Origin of the sequence: Enterococcus sp. AZ091 (genome assembly GCF_051714805.1) — a bacterium.
Classification (GTDB): domain Bacteria; phylum Bacillota; class Bacilli; order Lactobacillales; family Enterococcaceae; genus Enterococcus_D; species Enterococcus_D gallinarum.
Map to the genome: position 1 here is coordinate 603204 of NZ_JBIOSO010000001.1, position 26797 is coordinate 630000.

The 26797-nt window shown below is 41.6% G+C and carries 20 protein-coding genes, 1 rRNA gene and 1 pseudogene (1 of these 22 running past the window's edge); 19 read left to right on the forward strand and 3 right to left on the reverse strand.

What is annotated here, in order from left to right; all coding sequences use genetic code 11:
- The first annotated feature begins 38 nt into the window (after positions 1-38).
- From IGJ28_RS03090 to IGJ28_RS03105, 4 genes are all read left to right on the forward strand, one after another.
- Positions 39-1319 (forward strand): PTS sugar transporter subunit IIC, encoded by a 1281-nt coding sequence (locus IGJ28_RS03090; RefSeq protein WP_060815438.1) that lies wholly within the window; start codon positions 39-41, stop codon positions 1317-1319.
- 175 nt (positions 1320-1494) lie between these two features.
- Entirely contained in the window at positions 1495-2235 is a 741-nt protein-coding gene (locus tag IGJ28_RS03095) for a GntR family transcriptional regulator (RefSeq protein WP_003129115.1), read from the forward strand.
- Positions 2236-2380: 145 nt separating this feature from the next.
- A complete protein-coding gene (locus IGJ28_RS03100; protein ID WP_438845133.1) occupies positions 2381-3217 on the forward strand; it encodes a glycosyltransferase family 8 protein in 837 nt (278 codons plus the stop codon).
- A 165-nt stretch (positions 3218-3382) separates the two neighbouring features.
- Positions 3383-3850, forward strand: a complete 468-nt coding sequence (locus tag IGJ28_RS03105; RefSeq protein WP_060815440.1) for a TspO/MBR family protein — start codon at positions 3383-3385, stop codon at positions 3848-3850.
- A 42-nt stretch (positions 3851-3892) separates the two neighbouring features.
- On the opposite strand, the gene IGJ28_RS03110 is transcribed toward IGJ28_RS03105, so the two are convergent.
- Complete coding sequence (locus IGJ28_RS03110) at positions 3893-5698, reverse strand: M3 family oligoendopeptidase (protein ID WP_438845134.1); 1806 nt, start codon at positions 5696-5698, stop codon at positions 3893-3895.
- 113 nt (positions 5699-5811) lie between these two features.
- Between IGJ28_RS03110 and IGJ28_RS03115 the strand changes: the two are divergent.
- A pseudogene (locus IGJ28_RS03115) lies at positions 5812-6321 on the forward strand (VanZ family protein).
- A gap of 79 nt (positions 6322-6400) precedes the next feature.
- Positions 6401-7111, forward strand: coding sequence for a YoaK family protein (locus IGJ28_RS03120; protein WP_003129120.1), 711 nt, complete (start codon positions 6401-6403; stop codon positions 7109-7111).
- A gap of 45 nt (positions 7112-7156) precedes the next feature.
- On the opposite strand, the gene IGJ28_RS03125 is transcribed toward IGJ28_RS03120, so the two are convergent.
- Both IGJ28_RS03125 and IGJ28_RS03130 read right to left on the reverse strand, forming a co-directional pair.
- Complete coding sequence (locus tag IGJ28_RS03125; protein WP_431382992.1) at positions 7157-8554, reverse strand: L,D-transpeptidase family protein; 1398 nt, start codon at positions 8552-8554, stop codon at positions 7157-7159.
- Positions 8555-8860: 306 nt separating this feature from the next.
- Positions 8861-9844: an L-lactate dehydrogenase gene (locus tag IGJ28_RS03130; protein ID WP_060815444.1), complete on the reverse strand. Its 984-nt coding sequence runs from the start codon at positions 9842-9844 to the stop codon at positions 8861-8863.
- A 322-nt stretch (positions 9845-10166) separates the two neighbouring features.
- On the opposite strand from IGJ28_RS03130, the gene pth reads away from it, so the two are divergent.
- The 13 genes from pth to IGJ28_RS03195 form a co-directional block, all read left to right on the forward strand.
- A complete protein-coding gene (gene pth / locus IGJ28_RS03135) occupies positions 10167-10727 on the forward strand; it encodes an aminoacyl-tRNA hydrolase (protein WP_003129124.1) in 561 nt (186 codons plus the stop codon).
- An 11-nt stretch (positions 10728-10738) separates the two neighbouring features.
- On the forward strand, positions 10739-14260 hold the full coding sequence (gene mfd / locus IGJ28_RS03140) for a transcription-repair coupling factor (protein ID WP_438845135.1): 3522 nt from the start codon (positions 10739-10741) through the stop codon (positions 14258-14260).
- 19 nt (positions 14261-14279) lie between these two features.
- Entirely contained in the window at positions 14280-15884 is a 1605-nt protein-coding gene (locus tag IGJ28_RS03145; RefSeq protein WP_081131812.1) for a putative polysaccharide biosynthesis protein, read from the forward strand.
- A complete protein-coding gene (locus tag IGJ28_RS03150; protein ID WP_005472932.1) occupies positions 15871-16137 on the forward strand; it encodes an RNA-binding S4 domain-containing protein in 267 nt (88 codons plus the stop codon). The genes IGJ28_RS03145 and IGJ28_RS03150 overlap by 14 nt, the downstream gene beginning before the upstream one ends.
- A gap of 84 nt (positions 16138-16221) precedes the next feature.
- On the forward strand, positions 16222-16665 hold the full coding sequence (locus IGJ28_RS03155; protein WP_003129129.1) for an FtsB family cell division protein: 444 nt from the start codon (positions 16222-16224) through the stop codon (positions 16663-16665).
- Positions 16666-16737: 72 nt separating this feature from the next.
- Positions 16738-17181, forward strand: coding sequence for a S1 domain-containing RNA-binding protein (locus IGJ28_RS03160; protein ID WP_005472931.1), 444 nt, complete (start codon positions 16738-16740; stop codon positions 17179-17181).
- 217 nt (positions 17182-17398) lie between these two features.
- Positions 17399-18784, forward strand: coding sequence for a tRNA lysidine(34) synthetase TilS (tilS, locus tag IGJ28_RS03165; RefSeq protein ID WP_103300649.1), 1386 nt, complete (start codon positions 17399-17401; stop codon positions 18782-18784).
- Positions 18785-18803: 19 nt separating this feature from the next.
- Positions 18804-19349 (forward strand): hypoxanthine phosphoribosyltransferase, encoded by a 546-nt coding sequence (gene hpt, locus IGJ28_RS03170; protein WP_003129132.1) that lies wholly within the window; start codon positions 18804-18806, stop codon positions 19347-19349.
- Between the two features lie 73 nt (positions 19350-19422).
- On the forward strand, positions 19423-21516 hold the full coding sequence (ftsH, locus tag IGJ28_RS03175) for an ATP-dependent zinc metalloprotease FtsH (protein ID WP_003129133.1): 2094 nt from the start codon (positions 19423-19425) through the stop codon (positions 21514-21516).
- A gap of 257 nt (positions 21517-21773) precedes the next feature.
- A complete protein-coding gene (gene hslO / locus IGJ28_RS03180) occupies positions 21774-22655 on the forward strand; it encodes an Hsp33 family molecular chaperone HslO (RefSeq protein WP_060815449.1) in 882 nt (293 codons plus the stop codon).
- A 3-nt stretch (positions 22656-22658) separates the two neighbouring features.
- Positions 22659-23669, forward strand: coding sequence for a tRNA dihydrouridine synthase DusB (gene dusB, locus IGJ28_RS03185; protein ID WP_003129136.1), 1011 nt, complete (start codon positions 22659-22661; stop codon positions 23667-23669).
- A 95-nt stretch (positions 23670-23764) separates the two neighbouring features.
- Positions 23765-25258, forward strand: coding sequence for a lysine--tRNA ligase (gene lysS / locus IGJ28_RS03190; RefSeq protein WP_438845136.1), 1494 nt, complete (start codon positions 23765-23767; stop codon positions 25256-25258).
- A gap of 674 nt (positions 25259-25932) precedes the next feature.
- A 16S ribosomal RNA gene (locus tag IGJ28_RS03195) occupies positions 25933-26797 on the forward strand (it continues 695 nt past the right edge of the window).

Genomic DNA, 26797 nt, shown 5'->3' on the forward strand with positions numbered 1-26797 from the left:
TCACTAAATTATAGGATGGTTTTTGAAAGGAGAAAAAAATGAATAAGTTTATCGCGTTTATGGAGAAGCATTTTATTCCTATTGCTTCCAAAATCGGTTCACAACGTCATCTAGTTGCGATTCGTGACGGTTTTATCGTAACGATGCCATTGATGATCTTGGGATCTTTTGGGGTATTGATCAATAATTTGCCTATTCCAGCTTATATTGATTTTATGAACGGTATTTTTGGTGAAGGCACCTGGCAAGCATTTGGCAATAATTTATCTGCAGGTACATTTTCTATTTTAGCTTTATTGATTGCATTCACAGTTTCTTATAACTTGGCCAAGAGCTATGACCAAGATGCATTAGGAGCAGGAGCAATTTCAGTTGCCAGCTTTTTTGCATTAGGTGCAATGGCCACAGATGCTGATGGTTTGCTGACAGCTGCGGGTCTTGGTTCACAAGGATTATTTTTGGCATTGATCGTTGCTATTATTTCTACTGAGATCTTCCGTCGTTTGGCAGGCAATCCTCGTCTAGTGATCAACATGCCTGATGGTGTACCACCTGCAGTTTCTCGTTCTTTTGCAGCGCTGTTCCCAGCAATGATCACTATTTCGATTTTTGCATTGTTCACAGCAATCTTCCAAGCATTTGGTGTATCAAGTTTGGTTCTATCTTTCTATGAGCTTGTGCAACAACCATTCATGGGATTGGCAAACTCTTATCCAGCTGCATTGCTACTAGGGTTCATTTCTGCTTTCCTTTGGTTCTTTGGTTTACATGGTGCAAATATCATCGATCCATTTATGCAAACGATTAACATTCCAGCTATCGAAGCGAATACGAAAGCGCTTGAAGCAGGAGACAAATTGCCGTATATTGTAAATAAGCCGTTTTTTGATTCATTTGTTAATATAGGTGGTACCGGTGCAACATTAGGCTTATTGATCGCAATTTTCTTGGTTGCTCGTCATCATAAAGCTTATATGACTGTAGCGAAATTATCATTGGCTCCAGGGGTATTTATGATCAATGAACCAGTGATGTTTGGATTGCCAGTCGTGTTGAATCCAATTTTGTTCATCCCTTATGTTTTGACACCACTTGTATTAGTTTCAACTGCATATTTTGCCACAGCAACAGGACTGGTACCAGCATGTACCGTTATTGCGCCTTGGACAACACCACCGATCATTGGTGGGATCTTGTCAACACAAAGCATTGCTGGCGGAATCTTAGCTGCAGTTAATTTGATTATCTCGATCGTGATCTATCTTCCATTCGTGAAGATGGCACAGATCCAAGAAAATCGTCGTCTGAAAGAAATCTAACCGATCAAAATTAGGCTGGGACATAAGTCAGAACAAGACGAAACTACCCGAACGAATGAAAATGACAATCCTGTTGCTTTAGTTGCTAGTTGGTGGCTAAAGCAACAGGATGGGTAGTCGTCTTTGTTGCTTATGCCGCAGTCTTTTTTAATTAATAGGATGTGAGGTGAATGTTGTGCCAAAGTATGTTGAGATAGCAGATGTCCTTCGAAAAAGAATCAAAGATGGAACTTATCCCAAAGAGAGCTTTCTGCCGCATCAAACGGAGTTAGTAAAAGAATTTGGTGTCAGTCGGATGACCATTAAGAATGCCATCAATATTTTGATCATGGAGGGACTGTTGCTTTCGAAACGAGGATCTGGGACGAAAGTGTTGAACCATTCTTTTTGGGATCGTGACACGTCTTCTGTAAACGAATACAAAGGACTTAGTTACCAGATGAAAATGCAAAAAAGAGATTTGCAAAGTCAGGTAATTACCTTCGAAGTCTGTTTCCCAGATAGCAGAGTACAAGAGATGTTGAAGGTTGCTGCGGAAGAGCCGGTATATCATGTGATTCGTTTGCGAATATTAGATGGGCAACCTTATATTTTGGAACATTCGTTTATGCCAGTAGATTTAGTGACGGGATTAACGAAAGAAATCTTGCATCGATCGGTATATGATTATTTGTTAGAAGAGTTGAATTATAAGTTTGCCGGTGCTTATCGGACATTTCAAGCAGCGAAAAGTGATGAGTATGATCGTCAATATTTGAAGTGTCAATCGGATGATCCAGTTTTGGAATTAGAGCAGATTATTTATTTAGAATCGGGAAGACCGATCGATTATTCAAGAAGCCGAAATCGGTATGATGTTCGCGGGTATTCCATGTTAGACATGAAACCAGATCTTTTAAATCATCGAAAACCATAACGACCAAAGTGCTCGCTGCTTTGGTTTTTTTGTTTTTGATGGCCGAATGGTTTGTTTTCGTATAGATTCTGAGAATCAGGTATACTAATAGTACGAAGATAGATACAAGCAGTTTTCAATGATTGCTTAAGGAGTGAAGAAAAGTATGAACCTGCTGTTTGCGATTGACGATACGTTTGTAGAACAATTAAAAACAACCCTCTATTCAATTTGGTTGCACACATCGGCAAGCCGATTGGATGCATTTGTTTTACAAGAGAAGGAACTTGCTCAGACAGAGGAATTGAATCAATTTTGTCATGGACTGGGAATTGTCTACCATCCAGTCATTATCGGTACAGGATCTATTTTTAAACAAGCCCCTGTCAGTGATCGTTATCCAGAGTCGATCTATTACCGGTTATTGGCCCAAAATTATTTGCCGAAAGATCTAGATAAGGTCTTATATTTAGACGCAGACATATTGTGTATCAACGATTTGCAGCCGCTATATGAATTACCGCTTGAAGAACATCTTTATGCGGCAGCAAGCCATTCAAAATTAACAGAGGTTACGACAGTCATCAATAAAGTGCGTCTCAAAAATTATGAGTCTGAAGGATATTTCAATTCGGGCGTTTTGCTGATGAATCTGACTCAGTTACGTCAAGAAGTAAAAGAAAAAGAAATTGCGGCATTTATTCAGAAGAATCAATTGAATTTATTTTTACCGGATCAAGATATTCTAAATGGGCTGTATGGGGATCGGATCTTGGGAATTCCAGACCAACTATATAATTATGATGTAAGAAAAAACCGTACATATGAAACGATCAGCCTAGGACACTGGGACTTAGACTGGGTCATCAATCATACTGTATTGCTGCATTTTTGTGGTAAAGACAAGCCTTGGAAGAAAGGGTACAAGAGCCGTTATGGTTCGCTTTATAAATATGTTGCCCAACAACAAAGCAAGTATAGCAGGTCGTTATTAGACAACTAGAGCTGAAATCGACCAACGATCTCTTTGAGACGAGCATTACTTTTTTGAAATGAAGGTAGGAATGATACCATAATATTAGAAACTAAAGCAAAAGCAGCAAACCGTTGCTAGATTCATTTAACCGAGTAGCGGAAGAAAAGTGGAGAACGAAAGGGAGCGATAGAAATGAAATTTTTGCTTTGGCTTGTTTGTGTGGTAGGAATCGAGATTACTGGGATTATTTCCAGCTTGTTCGCGGGTGATATTGCTGCGACGTATGCCCAAATGGACAAACCGTTTTTGGCACCTCCAGGAGGGATTATTGGTATCGTTTGGACGATTTTATATGCCTTTATGGGGACAGCTTTGTTTTTACTCATCATTGCGAAAGTAAATCCAGCATTTAAGAAACAAGCCTATATCTTCTTTGGTATCCAGCAAGTGTTGAACTTTTTGTGGAGTATTGTCTTTTTTGGCTGGAATCTTTATTGGGTAGGAACAGTGGTTATCGTCTTATTGGTTTTGACAGTCATCGTCTGTATGTTTTTATTTGCCCGAATCGATAAAAGAGCCACCTATCTTTTTGTACCTTATCTGATTTGGTGTCTCTATGCGGGGTATTTAACTATCGGATTAACACTATTAAATAGTTGATAGTAACAAAAAACAAGCGCAGATTTCTGCGCTTGTTTTTTGTTATAAATATTCTTCTGTCAACTCCATGAAGGTATCGATATCTTGTAAGACCCGATCGATTCCGGCTTGCCAGAAATCAGGTTTTGTCAGATCAACGCCTAAATGTTTTTGGGCCAATTCTTCCGTCGGCATAGAAGCTGTGTCTTGTAACAAAGCAATATATTCTTCTTCAAAACTCGTCCCTTTTTGGTTGGCATAAGCATAGATTCCCATGCTGAAAAGATAGCCAAATGTGTAAGGAAAGTTATAGAAAGGAACATCATCAATAAAGAAATGTAGTTTTGCCGCCCAGAAATGTGGGTGATAGCTAGCTAATCCATCGGCGTAACTTTCTTTTTGTGCAGCCACCATCATTTCTGTGATTTGTTCAGCAGAAACCAGCCCTTTTTGCCGTGCTTGGTAAAAACTGTTTTCAAAAATAAAGCGGGCATGGATATTCATGAACATGGCAATGGCATTTTGCATTTTGGCATCTAACAAATTGATTTTTTCTTCTTTTGTTTTTGCTTCTTTCAATGTTGCATCAGCAACGATTAGTTCGGCAAAGGTACTTGCAGTTTCAGCCACATTCATCGCATAATCCTGATTAAGCTGCGGCAAGTCCCAAAGAACACTACTATGGAAAGCATGACCTAACTCATGCGCCAAAGTGGCTACCTCATTGACGGAATTACTATAAGTCATGAAAATACGTGATTCTCTTGTTTCAGGCAGACTTGTACAATAACCGCCAGGACGTTTGCCAGGACGATCTTCTGCTTCGATCCAACTTTTTTCAAAGGCTTCTTGCGCAAAATCAGCCATTTTGGGACTGAATTTTTTAAAGTTTTCTAAAATGAAAGCAGCTGCTTCATCGAATGTATAGGTACGTTCCTTCATTTCACCTAAAATGATCGGAGCATCTTGATCCTGCCACTCCATTTTTTCTTTTCCGAATAATTGGGCTTTTCGTGTCAAAAAGTCCACGATCGGTTGTTTGTTCTTCTGGATCGTTCCCCACATTGCGTCTAATGTCGCTTTTTGCAGGCGATTATACTCGAGAGGCTCCTTCAGATAGTCATCTACACCGTGCAGTTTGTAATTGGAGAGACGGAATCCATCCAGATGATTCAATGTATCGGCAAATAAATCTTCTTTTTCTCCCCAAGCTTTTTCCCACTCCGCAAATAGTTGAGCACGAACTTCAGGATCTGAGTCACCCATCATTTTGTTGAAAGCTTGACCAGCTGAAAGAGTAATCGTTGTTCCATCCGACCGGGTAAATGGAATCGCAATCGAAGCAACAATCGTATCATAATGCTGACTCCAAGCATTTAGTCCGTCTAAAGAAAGTGTGTTAATAATCGTTTCTTCTGCTTCCGACAAAAGCTCCTTGCCGTCGCGACGAATTTCGCTCAAACGAAAGGCGATAGTCGCAAAGGGTTCTTCTTTCAATAGTGTCTCCCAGTCTTCATCAGAAATTTCTGTCAATTTTTTCGAAAAAACTGTTTCGGCTGCTTGTAGCATTGGCAATTTGGCATAGAGCTCGCCCGAAAGTAATTTTGCCTGATTGTCATTAACGTTGGCAGATAGCAATGCATTGATAAAGCTGCTGCACTGAGAAAATCCTTTACTGATTGTTTCGGACAATGATAATAATTCAGCTAATTCCTCTGGTTGAGAGGCATTGTCGGGTTGCCACGCATCTACTTTTGTGCGATAAGTTTTGATTTGTGCATCTAGTTGGGACATTCGTTCTTGCAGTTGGGTAGACGTGCTGCCGCCTGAAAAAATCGAATCAAGGTCCCAGTTGAGAGAATAAGTCATCTTGGGTGTTGCTCCTTTCGTTTATCAGATGGTAATAAGTATAGCACACCCTTCGAAAAGTAGTTGCAGAGAATACTGAAAATGGTAAGATTAGAAAATGAGGGGCTGAGATGATGAAAAAAATGTGGAAAGAACCAAATTTTTATTTCACGATTGCGGTAGCTGTGATGGTGATTTTATTTATTAGTTCGTCACAAACTTATGAACAACAATCATAAGTCGGTTTGCTTTCTCGCCTGTTAAAAGAAGAGCCATTGAAAGAATGGTTGAGCAAATTCGCTTTCTCTTATGCAGGATCTGAAATCAGTATTGCCGAAAAAGGTTATTTTTCTTTTGTGGAATTTTTTATTCGTAAAGGGGCTCATTTCTTTACTTACTTTGTATTAGGAGGTAGCTTATTTCTATCATTGAGCTATCGAAAAATTCCCTATTGGCTGTCAGCTTTCTTTGGCTGGTTGGCAGCAACAGGGTATGCAGGGATGGATGAGTACCATCAAATGTTGACCGGTGGCCGTACACCTTTGTTCCAAGATGTCATGCTCGATTCAGCTGGAGCACTGACAGCTGTCTTGCTTAGTTGGGGGATTCTTAGTTGGCAAAAGCGAGGCAAGAAAAGAAAATGAGATTATTTTTTAACAGCAACCATAACTAAAATGCAATCAATCAGCTAGAAATAGTAAAGTAAAGATAGAGGCGGAAAAGATGCAAGCAGATCACAGCAGTAAAATAAATGATCCGAATAGACGACAACCGGATATCGTGGTGCATGAAAGTCTACCAGTAGGAGTTGCCTTAGCAATGGCAGGGGGATTCTTAGACGCATATACCTATCTCTTTCATGGAGAAGTGTTTGCCAGTATGCAATCAGGAAATGTCATTTTGTTAGGAATCAATTTGGCATCTGGAGAGTTTGGACAGGCTGCCAGATATTTACCGCCAATTTTGCTGTTTTTGATAGGGATCATAGTGACTAATGGCTTGCAGCATCGTTTCCCAACAGGTGGTAGAATTGTTTGGCAAAATGTAGCCCTCTTCTTTGAAGCACTTGGTATTTTTCTTTTAGGATTTTTTGCTCAGACATTGCCAAATGTCTTTGTGGATTCTGGACTTTCTTTTTTTGCAGCCATCCAATATGCTTCTTATCGCAGATTAGCTGGAATGCCCTATGCAACGACGATGACGACCGGAAATTTGCGTTCAATGGCGGATTATCTTTATCAGCGTTTCTTCAAAAAAGATGCTACTGTAGATTATAAGATCAAGTATATCGCGATGATTATCGGAGGATTTTTCTTCGGGGCAGTCAGCAGCAGTTTATTAGGTATGTTTCTTTTTCACCGAACGATTTGGGTCGTATCGGGCATATTACTTTTTGTACTGACGATTACGATCAGAAACCAGAATCGGGTATAAAAAAGGACGGAGAAATAATTCTCCGTCCTTTTTGGATTATATAGATTAAATAACGATAACAGGCGTTCCTACTTCTACCATACCAAATAATTCTTTCATCACACCTGGTGGAGTATTGACACATCCGTGAGACCCGCGGGTCTTCCATAAATCGCCACCATATTCTGGTTGCCAATCTGAATCATGAATCCCAACGCCGGTCCAATCAATAGGCATCCAGTAGTCAACAGGAGAAGAATAATCTTCGCCGGTCAATGTAGCATTCCGTTCTTTGTTCCAAACGTAAAATACACCTGTAGGAGTGGGTGATTTAGGTTTTCCAGAAATGATGTCTGTTTCAAGAGCGACTGCACCGTCTTTGTAATACCACATATGTTGATTTTTTAAATCAACTTCGATATAAGTGTTTCCAAACAGTGGACCACTTGGATCTGCACTACCCAAGACCACTGGGGAACGAGTAAAGTCTTCTCCAGTCTTTAAGGCTTCGATCAATGCACTTGTTTCAGAATCAGTTTGGATCGTCCAACTTAGTGTCCCAGCTGGTACGGATACCTCGCCTTGTTTCGTGCTTTTGAACGTAGAAGCATTGGTGCTTGTGTTGTATTGGTTCCCTAGGTCTGCTACATAATTCCGTACTTTTTCTTCATCAATCGTGGTTTTTCCATCTTTATAAGAGAGCCAATCCATGATTGTTGCGGTCGGAATCTGGAAAGTTGAGCCATTGATGGAATAATTAGCATTTACTTGAGCAATTTTATTCAATGATTCCATTTCTTTTGCTAGTTCTTTGTCATCAGAAGTAACGCTAGGTTTCTTTTGATACGCAGTCAAATCCAATTCACTTTCGCCGCTAGTAATTGCTTTTTGTAAATCTGCGACAGTTTGTTCGACGTCAATGGCATCACCAACAACTTCTGGTTCAATCGAGAAGCCATCATCTCCTTTTTTCAATGTGGCATCTTTAGAAGCGGTCCGACCTTCATTTAAGGTTTCCAAAGCCTCTTTGATTGTGGCTGTTTCACTTGTCAACTTTTGTTGATCAACAGAAACGGTACCTAGTTTTTTATCTTCTGCAGCAGATACATAGGCCATTCCCCATGTCCACTGGTTTTGTTCATCTTTCAAATCTTCCAATTCTTTTGAAAAATCCGTTTGCAAACCAAATTGAGCCAAATTGATGGTTTTCCAATCCGTATTGCCTTCTTTGATTGTAAAAGACTGTTTGCTGTAACGGTCATGCAACAAATCATTGGCTTCAGCGACCGTTTTATTGCTGATGTCAATATCATCGATCGAGGTATTTGGCAAGAAACGGTCTTGATAATATGTACTTCGATAAGTGTATCCGCCCGCAATCACGACTAGAACGGCAGCGATAGCGATCAGAACGATCTTTTTCGTCTTACTCTGAGTATGTGTGTGTTTGTTGGATCGTGTCATTTAAAGGCTCCTTTTATGATGATTTAAAAATGATAGATCGGCTAAATCATACCATATTCTACAAGAAAAGCGAATTGATTAAGTGAAAGTTCCATGAAAAAATAGAGAATTCTTAAATTATAAAAAGAGTCTGCTCATAGGACAGCAACCAAGAAGTGATTCAACGAAAGCTGCTGTGTGATAAAAGCACAGCAGCTTTACGCAATATTCTTTGGATCAAAGTACACGAAGCATCTTGATTCAAAGGATCTCTTTCTTGTTCGGTCTTATGTTACAGACTCTTGTAAGTGGCTTATAGCAATCGTTTTATTGATTGTCTTCCGCATCTAGTTTCGCAAAAGCTTCATCTAGAATGTCTTTCAATTGTTTTGCAGAAGCAGTCATTCGATCTTGTTCTCCATCCGTCAATGGAATTTCGATTACTTTTTGGATTCCTTGGGCATTAATGATAGCAGGGGCACCGATATAAATATCTTTTAAGCCGTATTCGCCATTCATAAAGACAGAAAGCGGCAGTACTGCATTTTCATCATCCAAAATGGCACGAGTGATACGAGCCAAGGCAACAGCGATACCATAGAAAGTAGCACCTTTTTTCTCAATGATTGTGTAAGCTGCATCACGAACACTGAAGAACAAGTTAACCATTGCTTCTTCATCAATATCGGGGTTGTTTTTGACCCATTCATAAATTTGCAATCCGGCAACATTTGCATGAGACCAAACTGGGAATTCTGAATCGCCATGTTCCCCTAAAATATAAGCATGGACATTACGTGCATCAACATCGATCAACTCAGCTAATGCTTGACGGAAACGAGCAGAATCTAGTGAAGTTCCTGAACCGATTACGCGCTCTTTTGGAAAACCTGAGAATTTCCATGTTGAGTAGGTAAGAATATCTACTGGATTTGCAGCGACAAGGAAGATACCGTTAAATCCTGAATCAACGATTTGTGTAACTACTTCACGATTGATTTTTAAGTTTTTGTGGACTAGATCCAAGCGAGTTTCGCCAGGTTTTTGTGGCGCACCAGCTGTGATCACCACGACATCGGCGTCATGTGCATCTGCATAAGTGGCAGCATAGATTTTTTTGGGTGAGGTAAATGCTAACGCATGAGATAAGTCGATAGCATCTCCTTCTGTTTTTGCTGTATTTATATCAATGATCCCTATTTCTTGAGCAATATTTTGAGTGACTAACGCAAATGCATAACTGGAACCAACCGCACCGTCTCCAACAAGGATTATCTTTTGGTGATCTTTTTTATTTGTCTTAGCAGTCATTTGTGTATCATTCCTTCCGCATATTTGTTTTACTAGGTAACATCCTAACACTTTCAAGCAATTTTGTCATGTGATTTGCTCAACAATGTTACAGATATTTTTGCTGTTTCATTTGTAAATGCTTTCTTTGTTATCCTGTAGGAATTAGGATAAATCAAGGTTTCTAATGATTTTTTTTAAGAAAGAGAAATTCTGAGCAAAGGAAAGACACGGTAACAGTCCGTTATGTGTTATAATCGTAGTGAACGTTTTTACTGGGCAGAATTGTCGTGCCCAGTATTTTGTGGTGGTAATTTTTTGAAAAAATGGAGCGGATCAAAAAATGAAAATGATTATAGGTCTGGGAAATCCAGGCAAAAAATACGAAAAAACAAAACACAATGTTGGGTTTATGGTAGTCGATGCGTTAGCGGAGAAATACCAAGCTACTTTTAAATCATCAGCTTTTGAAGCAGAAATTGCTGAATTTTTTATGAACGGGGAAAAAATCATGTTGGTCAAACCTCAGACTTTCATGAATGAATCGGGCCGGGCAGTAGGGCCTTTAATGACTTATTATGGAGTTTATCCTGAAGAGATCGTGGTTATCTATGATGATCTTGATTTAGCGTTAGGCAAAATTCGTTTGCGGCAAAAAGGCAGTGCGGGGGGGCATAACGGGATGAAGAGCTTGATTTCCCATCTTGGTACATCTGTATTTGATCGCATCAAAGTAGGGATCGATCGACCACAGCCAGGCAGGACAGTGGTCGATCACGTTCTAAGTCCTTTTGCTAAAGAAGACCAGCCGATGATTCTGCAAAGCTTGGATAAAGCAGCAGCAGCAAGTATCGATTACTTGACCACCGGTGATTTTCTTGCCACAATGAATCGATTTAATTAAGGAGGACCTGTATGGATCTGATTGAACTAATAAATAAGGTGCCGCAAGTCGCTGCCTGGCACCAACAATTAACGGATCACGCATCTCGGCAACTATTGACTGGCTTAGCGGGTTCCGCAAAAACATTAGCTTTTGCCGGAGCTTATCAGAAATTTGATCGGCAAGTCATTGTTGTTACACCAAATCTTTATTATACCAATCAAGTTGCCGAAGATTTGCGGAATATTATTGACGACGTGTATGTCTTTCCGGTGGATGAAGTGTTGTCGGCCGAAATGGCGTTTGCTTCACCAGAAGCTCGAGCGGAGCGAGTGACAGCATTGAATGCTGTCGCTACCGGAAAAAAAGGAATTTACGTCATGCCGATCGCTGCATTGCGGAAATATCTGCCTGCTAAAGATACTTGGCTGAACTACCAATTTTCTTGGCATGTGGGGGATGAGATCAATTTAGATCAGTTACCGCAGCAATTGGTATTGATGGGGTATGAGCGGCAATCAATGATTGGCAAACCTGGTGAATTTAGTATTCGTGGAAGCATTTTGGATATTTATCCTTTGAAAGCTGAATATCCGGTGCGGATCGAGCTTTTCGATGTGGAGATCGACTCGATGCGCTCTTTTGACGTGGAAACACAGCGTTCAGTAGAAACGTTGTCAGAAGTAACGATTGTTCCCACAACAGAATTAGTGTTTTCGCCAGCTGATTTAGCTCATGGACGAAAAGTTCTGCAAGAGTTGCTGAAGAAATGGCTCGCTGTAGTGAAAGAGACCACAGATAAAAACTTTTTAGAAGATTATTTTGGTCAATTAGCATCGGCTTGGCAAAGTGGCATACCTGACGAGAATGCTCGTTATTATGCGGATCTTTTGTATCAGCAACCGACGAGCATTTTGGATTATTTTTCAAAAGATGCATTGCTGATGATCGATGATTATGCTCGTATTATGGAGACAAACCGCGAGATTGAACGAGAAGAAGCTGAGTGGCATACACAAAAAATTGCAGAACTTCGCGTTTTTTCTGAGCAATCTTTCGGGCAAGATGTCCAGCAGCTGATTCAAAAAGAACAATTTTCTACAAGTTTCTTCTCGCTTTTTCAAAAGGGGATGGGAAATCTTCGTTTTCAAGCGATCCACAATTTTCAATATCGACCAATGCAACAATTTTTCAGCCAAATGGGTTTGCTGAAAGTTGAAGTAGATCGCTGGGAGAAACAACAACAAACGGTTGTCTTTTTAGTAAGTGATTCAGAACGAGCAAAAAAATTGGAACAAGATTTTCGTGATCACTCCATTTACGCAGTACAAACCACAGCAGATCGACTCTTTACAGGTCGAACGCAAATCGTTGTAGAAACACTGCAAAGCGGGTTTGAAATGCCCCAAGATAAGTTGGTCATTGTCACAGAAAAGGAAATCTTCCAAAAAATCAACAAGAAACGTACGCGGCGTCAAAACGTGACCAATGCGGAGCGATTGAAGAGTTACAATGAATTAAAAGCCGGCGACTATGTCGTCCATGCGAATCACGGGATTGGTAAATACATTGGTATGGAAACGCTGGAAGTAGATGGTGTACACCAAGACTACATGACCATCCTCTACCAAAATGATGATAAGCTGTTTATTCCAGTTACCCAGTTGAATCTGATTCAAAAATATGTTGCCTCTGAATCTAAAACGCCAAAGATCAATAAATTAGGCGGCAGTGAGTGGGCGAAAACGAAACGAAAAGTTTCAGCAAAAATCGAGGACATTGCAGATGATCTCATTCTTTTATACGCAAAACGCGAATCGGAGAAAGGTTACGCGTTTCAGCCTGATGATGGCTATCAAAAAGAATTTGAAGATGCCTTTCCTTACTCTGAGACAGATGATCAATTACGCAGCACTGCGGAGATCAAACGTGATATGGAAAAAGAAAAACCAATGGATCGCTTATTAGTCGGAGATGTTGGCTTTGGGAAGACAGAAGTGGCATTGCGGGCGGCTTTCAAGGCCATCAAAGAGAGTAAGCAAGTAGCCTTTCTGGTGCCGACAACGATTTTAGCACAACAGCATTATGAAACAATGCTGGATCGCTTTGAAGGGTTTCCAGTCAATGTCGGTTTGTTAAGCCGTTTTCGAACGAAGAAACAGCAAACGGAAACGATCGAGCAAGTGAAAAAGGGCCAAATTGATATTTTAGTTGGCACGCATCGCCTGCTGTCTAAAGATGTAGAGTTTGCAGATCTGGGATTATTGGTGATCGATGAGGAACAGCGTTTTGGCGTCAAACACAAAGAGCGCTTGAAACAATTACGCTCGCAAGTCGATGTTCTTACATTGACGGCTACCCCGATTCCCCGGACACTGCATATGTCCATGTTGGGGGTGCGGGATCTTTCTGTGATTGAAACGCCACCGGAAAATCGCTATCCTATTCAAACTTATGTGATGGAAATGAATCCAGGTGCAGTTCGAGAAGCTATTTTGCGGGAGATGGCACGGGGAGGACAAGTTTTTTATCTCTATAATCGAGTAGATACGATTGAACGTAAAGTCGAAGAGCTCCAAGCGTTAGTTCCAGATGCGCGTATTGGGTATGCCCATGGGCAGATGACAGAAATCCAGCTAGAAAACACATTGTTTGATTTTATCGAAGGACAATACGATGTGTTGGTGACAACCACGATCATCGAAACTGGGGTCGACATTCCGAACGCCAATACATTATTTGTAGAAAATGCGGATTACATGGGCTTGTCTACTCTTTATCAATTGCGAGGTCGTGTCGGTCGAAGCAATCGTGTTGCGTATGCTTATTTTATGTACGAACAGCAAAAAATTTTGAACGAAGTCAGTGAAAAGCGGCTCCAGGCAATCAAAGACTTTACAGAATTAGGTTCCGGATTTAAAATCGCGATGCGTGATCTTTCGATTCGAGGTGCAGGAAATCTCTTGGGGGCGCAACAGCACGGATTTATTGATGCTGTTGGGTTTGATATGTACTCTCAAATGCTGTCAGAATCCGTGGCGCGTAAACAAGGGAAAAATACACAAGCGGAGAAAACAACGGTTGAGATCGATCTTGGCATCGATGCGTATCTACCAACTTCTTATATAGAAGATGAACGGCAAAAAATTGAAATTTATAAACGCATCCGTGAATTGGATTCTCAAGAAGCGGTGGATGAGCTGCAGGATGATCTGCTTGATCGCTTTGGAGAATATCCGGTCGAAGTGGCTCACCTATTAACTGCCGGAGAAATCAAAATGAATGGGGATCGGGCATTGTTAGATACGATCCGTAAACAGCAGCAAACAGTGATCCTAACGTTAAGTAAAGTTGGCACCAAAAACTATTCTGTCGAACAGCTGTTTGAAGCGTTGAAAGCGACCAAGCTTAAAGCGACGATGGGTGTCGATCACGAGCAGATGACAATCAAACTTCAGATTCCTGCTGTGATGAAAGAAAGCACTTGGCTGTTAGAGATTCAAGATTTTGTCAAAGCGCTACGGGAACAAAAATACGTGTTACAAGAAAATTAGTTATAAAGGGGCGGAGAAGATGCCAAAGTCACAATTAAAACGGACGATGGAAGGAGCATTTATTTTAACGATTGCTTCTTTCATTGCCAAGGTGTTAAGTGCGGTTTACCGCGTCCCTTTCCAAAACTTAGTTGGTGACGAAGGGTTTTACGTCTATCAGCAAGTCTATCCAATCTATGGATTAGCTATGACATTGGCTTTATCTGGGTTGCCGCAATTTATTTCGCGCGTGATCGCCGAACAACCTGATCCTCAGAAGCAGCGTGCCCAGATCCAAGTCATCTATCCGTATGTTTTTTGGACAGCGATTGGACTATGGGCAACGACGTTTTTCTTTGCCGATGTTATCGCTCGGGTCATGGGAGACGCAGGACTGGCATCTTTGATCCGCGTGGTATCCTTTACATTCCTCTTTGTACCACCCCTGACTTTTTATCGTGGGAGTTTCCAAGGAAATTTACAGATGGTACCGACGGCAGTTTCCCAAGTAGTAGAACAGCTCCTTCGAGTCGGAGTGATTTTAGTAGCGGCCAGTTTTTTTCATCTCTTCTCATGGGATGTTTATCAGACAGGGACTTTGGCAATGTCCGGCGCATTGATTGGCGGACTTGCAGCGTGGGGGATTTTAAGCTATTATAGTCGGAAAATCACCGGTCGGTCGTTAGCGATCCCCACAAAAACTATGCCTACCGCACATGCTCCTTCCTTGCGTCGCCGTTTTTTGATTGAAGGGGGACTGTTGACCATTTACAGCGGTTTTTTGATTTTGTTTCAGTTGGCAGATTCCTTTCTGATGACGAACTCACTTGAAGCCAGCGGTTTGACGGAACAAAGTGCCCGCATTGCAAAAGGGATCTATGACCGAGGACAGCCATTGGTTCAGTTAGGTCTCGTGGTAGCGATGGCTCTAAGTTCGACTTTCTTGCCAACATTGACGAAATATCTGACAGTCAAAAATCAGCACTTGTTTGAAAAATCAGCTAAGATGTACTTGCGGTTGACTTTAGGGATTGCCAGTGCTTCTGCAGTTGGCTTGGCTATCCTGCTTCCTTATATCAACTTCGCTCTTTTTAAAGATGGTGCCGGCAACAGTGCGTTGGTCTTATTTGTTTTTGCGGTCGCTTTGATGGCTGCGATCCAAGCGTATCAAAGCATCCAACAAAGTCGGAACCAATTCCGTGTAGGGATTTATGCAGCAGGATGCGGCCTTTTGCTTAAAGGTTTGCTGACGTGGCCCTTGACCTATCTTTTAGGAACAACTGGTGCGAGTTTGAGTACCCTTTTAGGTTTGATCGGTACTTTAATCTATTTTGTGTTTTCTGAGAAAAAAGCATTGAACAGCTTTTGGACAGAGCAAGGGTATGGCAAAAAACTCCTGCTTTGTTTAGGGATCATGGCTTGCGCACTGTTTTTATATTATGGTGTGATCACTCTGTTGAGTGGAGGTCCAGTGACGAAAAGACTGCAAGCGCTGATTTTTTGCCTTGGAGGGGTCTTTTTTGGCGGGACAGTTTTCATTATAATGGCTCTCAAAGTTAAATTATTAACGATTCGAGAATGGCTGCTCGTTCCGTTTGGAAAAAAATTGTTGAAATTAAGAGGTGGAAAAAATGAGATTAGATAAATTTTTAAAAATATCCCGGATTATCAAACGTAGATCTGTTGCAAAAGAAGTAGCAGATAAAGGGCGTATCCAAATCAATGGCAAATTGGCAAAATCCAGCAGTGATATCAAAGTTGGCGATACGGTGCGTATTCAGTTTGGAAATAAAGTATTAGAAATAAAAGTACAAGAATTGCACGAATCAACTAAAAAAGAAGATGCAGCTAAAATGTACGAGATCCTCAAAGAAGAACGTATCTCAGAAAATGCTTGATTTTTGTCCCATTTTCAGTTAGACAACTTTTGTGGATGTTGGTATAATGGAAAAAACAATCACAGTGACAGGAGCGAGGTCAGCGTGGATAAAGAGCCAAACAAACAAATAGAACTATTGCAGACCGAGTATGCCAAAGAGCAATTTGCCAAGTTCGAAAAAGAACGACGACAAGTGGTCTTTCGTCGACGTCGACTTGTAGCTGTTTTTGTTGCAGCGCTAGTGATTTTTGCAATCGTAGGTATTCAAATGTTCAATGATCAAATGCGTCTGCAAAAATTACAAGAGTATAAAGCAGAAACAGTAGCAAAACAAGAAGCAGCGGACAAAAAAGTGACACAACTTAAGCGAGATGTAGCACTGTTGCAAGATGACGAATACGTTGCAAAATTAGCTCGCAGTAGATTCTTTTATTCAAAGAAAAATGAAAAGATCTACCCTGTCTTGCCGGATGCTTCTGATTCAAAAACAGAAACAAGCGGTGATGAGGCAAATGCTAGTGATACAAAGACAAGTGATTCGGAATAAACAAGGTCATACCTACTCATCGCAGTAGTTGAAATGATTAAATGGGTAAAAATTAGGAGGAACATTTTTTATATGTCAATCGAAGTTGGAGCGAAACTAAAGGGCAAAGTGTCTGGTATTACAAATTTTGGTGCGTTCATTGATCTTGGTGAGGGGAAAACTGGTTTGGTACATATCAGCGAAGTATCAAATGGGTTTGTGAAAGACATTCATGACGTGTTGTCTATTGGCGATGAAGTAACCGTTGTTGTGACGGCAATCGGCAATGATGGAAAAATCGGGCTATCGATCCGTAAAGCAGAAGCAAAGCCGGAAGAAAAACGTGATTTTCCTAAAAAAGAATTCAATCGGTCAAGTCCGAAGAAATCTTTTTCACGCAATCAACCGACGAACGTAAATAAACAAGACTTCGATTCATTGATGAGTTCTTTTCTAAAAGATAGTGATGATCGTTTATCTTCATTACGACGTAATACGGAAGGTAAACGCGGCGGCCGTGGCGGTCGACGTAACTAAACAGGATGAGCAAGTTGTCAAAAGAATTTGTGACGTAACGATAAGTATTTCAAAAAATATCCGAACTATATCCGATTACTCCTACCATGTAGTAGGCTTTCGCCGTGGAGCACGGCGTTTTGGAATCGGCATAGTTCGGATATTTCTCTTTCTTAGCAATAGACAGTCATTTTTAGTTTGAAGTTAAGTATAGAAGCAAGAGACACGGAGGGATAGAATGCTTAAGCAAAAAGTCTATCATGCAATCAAAGCCGATGGATGGGTAGAGGATGCTACTTGTTTGCTTGCTGTTTCGACAGGCGTGGATTCAATGGTTTTACTCCATGTGATCGAAGAGTTGTTTCAGCAAGGAACATTTGGCGTGGCTCATGTCAATCATAATCTGCGGGAAGCTTCAGACGACGAAGCAGCGTTCCTGAAGGACTATTGTCAAACGCGCGGGATTCCATATTATGAACGAGTTTGGCAAGATCCGCCCCAAAATGGCATCGAAGCGGCCGCTAGAGAGTTCCGCTATCGTTTTTTTGCAGAAACGATGACTCTTCAGAGTTATGATTGGTTATTAACCGCTCATCATGCAGATGACCAGATGGAAACGATGCTGATGAAGATGGTCCGAGAGGGACGCTTGCAAAACGCTTCGGGAATCAAGCGCAAGCAACCTTTTGGTAACGGTTATTTGATCCGTCCCTTCCTAACGATCGCCAAAGAGGAGATTAGAGACTATGCAAGAAGGAGAGGGATCGCTTATTTCGAAGATGAAACGAATCAGCAAACGCTGTTTCAAAGAAATCGCCTGCGTCATCAAGCGGTCCCTCTGCTGAAAGCAGAGAACCCGAGAGCTCTTGATCATTTTCAGCAGCTTTCTCAAGAGATGATCTATGCTGACCAATTGATCAAAAAGCAGCAAGCAGATTGGCTCGCCACGATACTTCATGAGGAAGCTGAAGGCTATTTTTTAAACTTGGATGAATTGGCTGCGTTTACCGCAGCAGAACGCTATTACTTTTTTGAAGGTTTGCTACAGAAAGTTTCCCATGATAAAGGAATCTCGTACAATACTAAACAACGAGAGCAGTTGCTGTATCTGCTAGAACATAATCCCAGTCAGTGGATAATCGATTTGAATCAAGACTGGCAGATTGTTCGAGTTTATGATCAGTTGAAAGTCACTGCTGTTAAAAAAGGCTCTCACCTCCAAACGCAGGTAGATGAGACGCATTTTGTTCTAAAAAAAGGTGAAAGTTTCTTTTTGTCGGACCATGAATGGATCGGCTACATTCCAAGTGACGCCCAAGTTCCAGAAAAAGTCATGGATTGGTCAGAGATTTCACAAATTTTACCGATACAATATCCTGCGACAGTTTTTTTGCGGAAGCGAAAACCAGGGGATCGGTTACAGCTGAAACCAGGTCTTACGAAAAAAATCAGGCGTTTCTTTATCGATGAGAAGATTTCGAATGAAAAGCGTGCCGCTAGTTGGGTCCTGACAGACGCTCAAGAGAATGTATTGGCACTTTTGCCTTATCTATTTTCCTATTTGAGTATTGAGCAAGAAACTGATAAAATACACTACATACTTCTTTATAAATATCGGAAGTAAGAGTTGGAAGGAGAACTTTATGTTAGACAAAGATATTGAGAAAATTTTGATTACTCGTGAAGAGATCCAAAATCGTTGTTCTGAACTAGGTAAAGAACTGACGGAAATCTACAAAGATAAGAATCCATTGGTTGTTGGCGTATTAAAAGGAGCTGTTCCTTTTATGGCAGACATCGTCCGAGAAATGGATTGTCATTTGGAATTGGACTTTATGGATGTTTCTAGTTATGGGAACGCGACAATTTCTTCTGGCGAAGTGAAGATTTTGAAAGATTTGGATACAAATGTCGAAGGCCGAGATATGCTGATCGTAGAAGATATTATTGATAGCGGTCGCACATTAGCCTATCTAGTAGACCTATTTAAATATCGCAAAGCAAAGTCGGTTAAAATCGTGACATTGCTAGACAAACCAGAAGGACGTGTGGTGAAAATCGATGCCGACTATATTGGCTTTGATGTACCGAACGAATTTGTGGTCGGCTATGGATTGGATTACGCGGAACAATACCGTAACCTCCCTTATGTGGGTGTCTTAAAACCAAGCGTTTATCAATCAAATTAGTGACTGATCTAAATCAGTTGTGATACAATTAAATGGTCAGGATTGATAAAACAAAATAGCCAAGGAGGTACGCATGAATAAGAAAAATAACGGTATGATCAAAAATACCTTATATTATGTACTTGTCTTGTTAGCAATGGTCATGGTCGTCTATTTCATTTTTGGAAATGGCAATCAGCAAACGCCAACAATCGAGTACTCAACATTTACGGAGCAGCTGAAAGACGGAAAGGTCAAACAGTTTACTGTTCAGCCTGCTAACGGTGTTTACCGGATCGTCGGTGAATACAATGCCGAACAAACCGTCAGCAATGACAATGGGCTTTCCGTACTAGGAAGCACGCAAGCAAGTACGACACGTTTTACAACGATCATTTTGCCGAATGACTCGACATTGAGCGAGGTTACGACATTAGCAAAGGATCAAGGGGTTAAAACAACGATCGAAGAAGAATCGAACAGTGGTGTTTGGTTATCGTTGCTGATTAGTTTCTTGCCAATCGTAATCATCATTTTCTTCTTCTATATGATGATGAGCCAGCAAGGCGGCGGTGGCGGCGGTGGCGGCCGTGTCATGAACTTTGGAAAATCCAAAGCGAAAGAGGCCGACAAAAAAGCCAATCGCGTTCGTTTCTCTGATGTAGCGGGTGCTGAAGAAGAGAAACAAGAATTAGTCGAAGTGGTCGAATTTTTGAAAGATCCACGACGCTTTGTCGAATTAGGTGCGAGAATCCCAGCTGGTGTGCTGCTAGAAGGACCTCCAGGGACAGGGAAAACATTGCTAGCAAAAGCGGTTGCCGGAGAAGCTGGCGTTCCGTTTTACTCTATCTCAGGCTCAGACTTTGTGGAAATGTTTGTCGGGGTCGGAGCGAGCCGTGTCCGGGATCTATTTGAAACAGCCAAGAAAAACGCACCGGCCATCATCTTTATCGATGAAATCGATGCGGTTGGGCGCCAACGTGGTGCCGGCATGGGTGGTGGACATGATGAACGTGAGCAAACGTTGAATCAGTTATTAGTTGAAATGGATGGATTTGATGGCAATGAAGGAGTTATTGTTATTGCAGCAACCAACCGTTCCGACGTGTTAGACCCAGCCTTGTTACGTCCAGGTCGTTTTGACCGACAAATTCTTGTTGGCCGTCCGGATGTTAAAGGCCGTGAAGCTATTTTACGAGTTCACGCACGGAACAAACCGTTGTCGGATGATGTGGATTTGAAAGTCGTAGCACAACAAACACCTGGTTTTGCCGGTGCTGATTTAGAGAATGTCTTAAATGAAGCTGCGCTAGTCGCTGCCCGTCGTAATAAAAAGAAAATCGATGCCTCTGATATTGATGAAGCAGAAGATCGGGTAATCGCAGGACCTGCGAAGAAAGATCGTGTCATCAATAAAAAAGAACGCGAAATGGTTGCTTACCATGAAGCGGGTCATACGATCGTCGGTTTAGTCTTAAGCCGTGCCCGGGTCGTTCACAAAGTAACGATCATCCCTCGGGGACGTGCTGGCGGTTACATGATCGCATTACCTAAAGAAGATCAATTCTTAATGACGAAAGAAGATATGTTTGAACAAATCGTCGGATTGCTTGGTGGACGGACAGCAGAAGAAATCATTTTCGGCGTTCAATCAACCGGAGCATCCAATGACTTTGAACAAGCAACAGCTTTAGCTAGAAGTATGGTCACAGAATATGGTATGAGCGACAAACTAGGTCCAGTTCAGTATGAAGGCAATCATCAGGTCTTCGTCGGTCGTGATTATGGTCAAACCAAAGCTTACTCAGAACAAGTTGCTTTCGAGATCGATCAGGAAGTACGCCGTATCTTGATGGAGGCACATCAAAAAGCACATGAGATCATCGAAGAACATCGTGCGCAACATAAATTGATTGCCGAAAAACTGCTTGAATATGAAACATTGGATGCAAAAGCAATCAAGTCATTGTTTGAAGAAGGCAAAATGCCTGCTGGAACTGAGAATTCAGAATATCCAAGCGAAAAAGCTCAAACTTTTGAAGAAGCAAAACGCGCTTTAGAAGAGAAGGATGCTGAAAAGCAAGCTGCTGAGAAAAAAGATTTTGATCAGCAAGTAGACGAACTTCGTCACAATAATGAAAACCACGAAGCTTCATCTCAAGATAAAACAGAGGACGGTCAAGAGTAGTCGTTCAATTATCAATAGGTGATTAGCTATCGTAAAGTCTAGGGACTGTGTCATAAGTCAAAACAAGAGAACAGATTCGAATGAGGTTCGGACCAGTTGCTTGTTTTACGGCTTGTGCCGCAGTCCTTTCTTGTTAACAAATCGAGAAATAAACCGACAGAAAACATTGGCTTTTCTCTAAAATGGTGACATTCAGTTGAAAAAAAAACAAGTTCCTAGTATGATTCACTAATGAACGAAATAAAGGAGCATAAACAATGGAAGATTACTTAGTAAAAGCATTAGCTTATGATGGTTTTGTTCGTGCCTATGCAGTGTCTGCAACAAAAACTGTTAGTGAAGCACAACAACGTCATGATACTTGGAATACAGCATCAGCAGCGCTAGGCCGCGCTATGGTTGGAAGCCTGCTTTTGGGCAGCACGTTAAAGGGTGATGACAAATTAACGGTCAAAATCCAAGGGAACGGACCCGCTGGAGCAATCATTATTGATAGCAATGGTCGTGGAGATGTCAAAGGGTACATAAAAAATCCGCATATCAGCTTGCCGCTAAACGGACAAGGAAAGTTGGATGTGCGAGGAGCAGTAGGAGATCAAGGAATCTTTACTGTAATCAAAGATTTAGGGTTGAAAGAACCGTTTTCTGGACAAACACCTATTGTCTCTGGAGAATTGGGAGAAGACTTCACTTATTACTTAGCAGTTTCTGAACAAATCCCTTCGGCCGTTGGATTGAGTGTGTTAGTTGATACCGATGATTCTATTCGAACAGCCGGTGGTTTCTTGCTGCAGATCATGCCGGGAGCAGATGAAACGGTTATTGATTCAATCGAGAACCGCCTGCAAGAATTACCACGAGTGTCATCATTGCTGGATGAAGGGAAATCGCCTGAAGAAATTTTGACGGTATTGTTGAATGACACCAAAGTCGAAGTGTTAGAAAAAATGCCTGTTCAATTTCGATGTGATTGTAGCAAAGAAAAATTTGCGACAGCGATCATTACATTAGGCGCGGATGAAATACAAGAAATGATGGATGAAGATCATGGTGCAGAAGCTGTTTGTTCGTTCTGCGGTAATAAATACCATTTCGATGAACAAGAACTTGCTGGATTAAAGAAAGAAGCTGAGGCATAGAAGATGGCGATACACAGCTGGAAAATCGGTAATGTCGAAATCCCTAATCGAGTTGTCGTTGCGCCTATGGCAGGAATAACCAATGCGGCGTTTCGCGTAACGGTCAAAGAATTTGGCGCAGGCTTAGTCGTCTGTGAAATGATCAGTGATCGGGGAATCCAACTACGAAACAAAAAAACATTAGAAATGCTTTATATAGATGAAACAGAACATCCTTTAAGCTTGCAAATTTTTGGTGGGAATAAAGAGTCTTTGGTCGAAGCGGCTCAATTTGTCTCAGAAAATACAGCAGCAGATATCATTGACATCAATATGGGGTGTCCGGTAAATAAAATCATTAAAGCGGAGGCTGGTGCAAAGTGGCTATTGGATCCAGACAAAGTCTACGAAATGGTGCATGCAGTAGCTACGGCAATTGATAAACCGGTCACAGTCAAAATGCGGATCGGTTGGGATGATGAACATATTTTCGCTGTCCAAAATGCGCAAGCTGCTGAAGCGGCAGGTGCAGCGGCGATTGGGATGCATGGCCGCACGAGGGTCCAAATGTATGAAGGAGCGGCTAATTGGTCGGTATTAAGAGAGGTGAAGCAAGCAATTTCGATCCCTTTTATGGGGAATGGAGATGTTCGGACACCAGAAGATGCCAAACGAATGCTGGAAGAAGTCGGCGCAGATGCTGTCATGATCGGACGAGCAGCATTGGGGAATCCGTGGATGATCCATCGTACAAAACATTATCTTGAAACGGGAGAGCTGATCGCCGAACCTACTCCACGGGAGAAGATCGCTACAGCCAAACTTCACTTGGAAAGACTTGCTGATTTAAAAGGTGAATTTGTTGCTTCTCGAGAGTTTCGGCAGCATGCTGCCTACTATTTAAAAGGCATTTCACGGGCAGCTAAAGTCAAAGCGGCAATCAACCAGACAGAGAATAAGCAAGCGATTATTGATCTGTTAGATGCATTTGTAGAAAAGACAGAAAAACAACCTGTCGGAAATACTCCTGAGTAAAGTAAAATCAAGTCGATCTTGAACTTCGGCTTGATTTTTTGTGGCATCATTGGCATTATAAGAAGGAAACCCAAGTTAAGAATGGAGGAAAACTCGTGACAGAGGAACGACAAAAACAAGAAGAATTAAATGATCAAATGTTGGTTCGCCGTGAAAAGATGGAAAAATTACGGGAAGAAGGCATTGATCCCTTTGGCAAGCGCTTTGAACGTACGCATAATTCTGCCGAGTTGCATGAGTTATTTGATCAACGAACAAAAGAAGAGTTAACAGAGATGAATCTTTCTGCAAGTGTTGCTGGACGAATGGTGACGAAACGTGGTAAAGGGAAAGCTGGCTTTGCACATTTGCAAGATCGTGATGGTCAGATTCAAATTTATGTCCGCAAAGATCAAGTAGGTGACGAACCATATGAAGGATTTAAGCATGCTGACTTAGGTGATTTCTTTGGTGTCTCAGGGGAGATCATGAAAACTGATACGGGGGAAGTAACGATCAAAGCAAAAGAAATCGTTATTTTGTCTAAAGCGTTACGCCCACTTCCGGATAAATACCATGGTCTGACCAACATCGAGCAACGTTACCGTCAACGTTATCTGGATTTGATCAGTAATAAAGATAGCTTTGACCGATTCATGAAACGCAGCCAGATCATCAGTGAGATTCGTCGCTATTTGGATGGTCATGGCTACATTGAAGTGGAAACGCCTGTTTTGCATAATCAAGCGGGTGGGGCAGCAGCTCGTCCATTTATCACTCATCACAATGCGTTAGATATTGATCTATACTTGCGAATCGCGCTTGAGTTGCACTTGAAACGATTGATCGTAGGTGGTATGGAGAAAGTCTACGAAATCGGCCGGGTCTTCCGTAATGAGGGGATTGATACTACCCATAATCCAGAATTTACTATGTTAGAAGCTTATACAGCCTATACAGATTTCAAAGATGTTATGGATCTAACTGAGGGAATTATCCGCAATGCAGCAGAGAAAGTTTTAGATTCTGCTGTGATTACTTATGATGGACAAGAAGTCGACTTGGCGAGTGATTTTGCCCGTGTGCATATGGTCGATGCTATCAAACAACAAACGGGTGTCGATTTTTGGAAAGAGATGACAATCGAAGAAGCACATGCTTTAGCAAAAGAACACCAAGTGGAAGTCACTCCAACGATGACACTAGGACATGTTATCAATGAATTCTTTGAAACGTTTGTTGAAGAAACCTTACAGCAACCGACCTTTGTTTATGGACATCCGGTAGAAGTCTCACCTCTAGCGAAGAAGAATCCAGAGGACCCTCGATTTACAGATCGTTTTGAACTATTTATCGTAGGCCGGGAGTTTGCTAATGCTTTTACCGAATTAAATGATCCAATTGATCAAAGACAACGGTTTGAAGCACAAGAAAAAGAACGACAAGAAGGAAACGATGAAGCTCATGGAGTCGATGAAGACTTCCTTGAAGCGCTAGAATACGGCATGCCGCCAACCGGTGGTTTAGGGATCGGGATCGATCGTCTAGTCATGCTGTTGACAGATGCACAATCGATTCGCGATGTGCTGTTATTCCCAACAATGCGTTGATAATTCATAAAGAGAGACACACGGGTGTTTACTTGTGTGTTTCTTTTTTTACCAGTAGTTCCCTCCAAAATGACTAACAAGAAAAAAACAAGGGAGAAACTCACTGCTAAATGGAACGAAAACGAATTAAAAACGAACGATGAATTCATTGGATTGTAAGAATGAACGCCTTTGAGAAATTACGAAAATAAGAGAGAAAGTTATTGACCTGACAGCATTTAGTTGGTATATTATTACATGTGCCAAATGACAAAAATCATTTCTAAAAGAAAATGAAAAAAGTTATTGACGCCAGAACCAACAGATGATATTATAACGAAGTCGCAAATTTAAGAAATCAATTTGATGCTGATGCAGCAACAAAAAAGATTGAAAAAAGTTGTTGACAAATAACAATTCATTTGTTATTCTAATGAAGTCGCTGATGACGCACAGGAAGTTGTTGAATAAACACTTTCGAAAAAAACTTTTAAAAAAGAGTTGACATTCACTTGTTGATCTGATATGATTTAAAAGTTGCTAACGCAGCGCAGTAGACCTTTGAAAACTGAACAAAGCAAGCAAACGAACCAATGTGTAGGGCGCTTCATTTATGAAGCAAAATACATGCAAGCAATAGCTAGCAAAGTTAATTTTATTTGAGCTTAACGATCCTATGGATCGTTCAAACAAATCATTATGAGAGTTTGATCCTGGCTCAGGACGAACGCTGGCGGCGTGCCTAATACATGCAAGTCGAACGCTTTTTCTTTCACCGGAGCTTGCTCCATCGAAAGAAAAAGAGTGGCGAACGGGTGAGTAACACGTGGGTAACCTGCCCATCAGAAGGGGATAACACTTGGAAACAGGTGCTAATACCGTATAACACTATTTTCCGCATGGAAGAAAGTTGAAAGGCGCTTTTGCGTCACTGATGGATGGACCCGCGGTGCATTAGCTAGTTGGTGAGGTAACGGCTCACCAAGGCCACGATGCATAGCCGACCTGAGAGGGTGATCGGCCACACTGGGACTGAGACACGGCCCAGACTCCTACGGGAGGCAGCAGTAGGGAATCTTCGGCAATGGACGAAAGTCTGACCGAGCAACGCCGCGTGAGTGAAGAAGGTTTTCGGATCGTAAAACTCTGTTGTTAGAGAAGAACAAGGATGAGAGTAGAACGTTCATCCCTTGACGGTATCTAACCAGAAAGCCACGGCTAACTACGTGCCAGCAGCCGCGGTAATACGTAGGTGGCAAGCGTTGTCCGGATTTATTGGGCGTAAAGCGAGCGCAGGCGGTTTCTTAAGTCTGATGTGAAAGCCCCCGGCTCAACCGGGGAGGGTCATTGGAAACTGGGAGACTTGAGTGCAGAAGAGGAGAGTGGAATTCCATGTGTAGCGGTGAAATGCGTAGATATATGGAGGAACACCAGTGGCGAAGGCGGCTCTCTGGTCTGTAACTGACGCTGAGGCTCGAAAGCGTGGGGAGCGAACAGGATTAGATACCCTGGTAGTCCACGCCGTAAACGATGAGTGCTAAGTGTTGGAGGGTTTCCGCC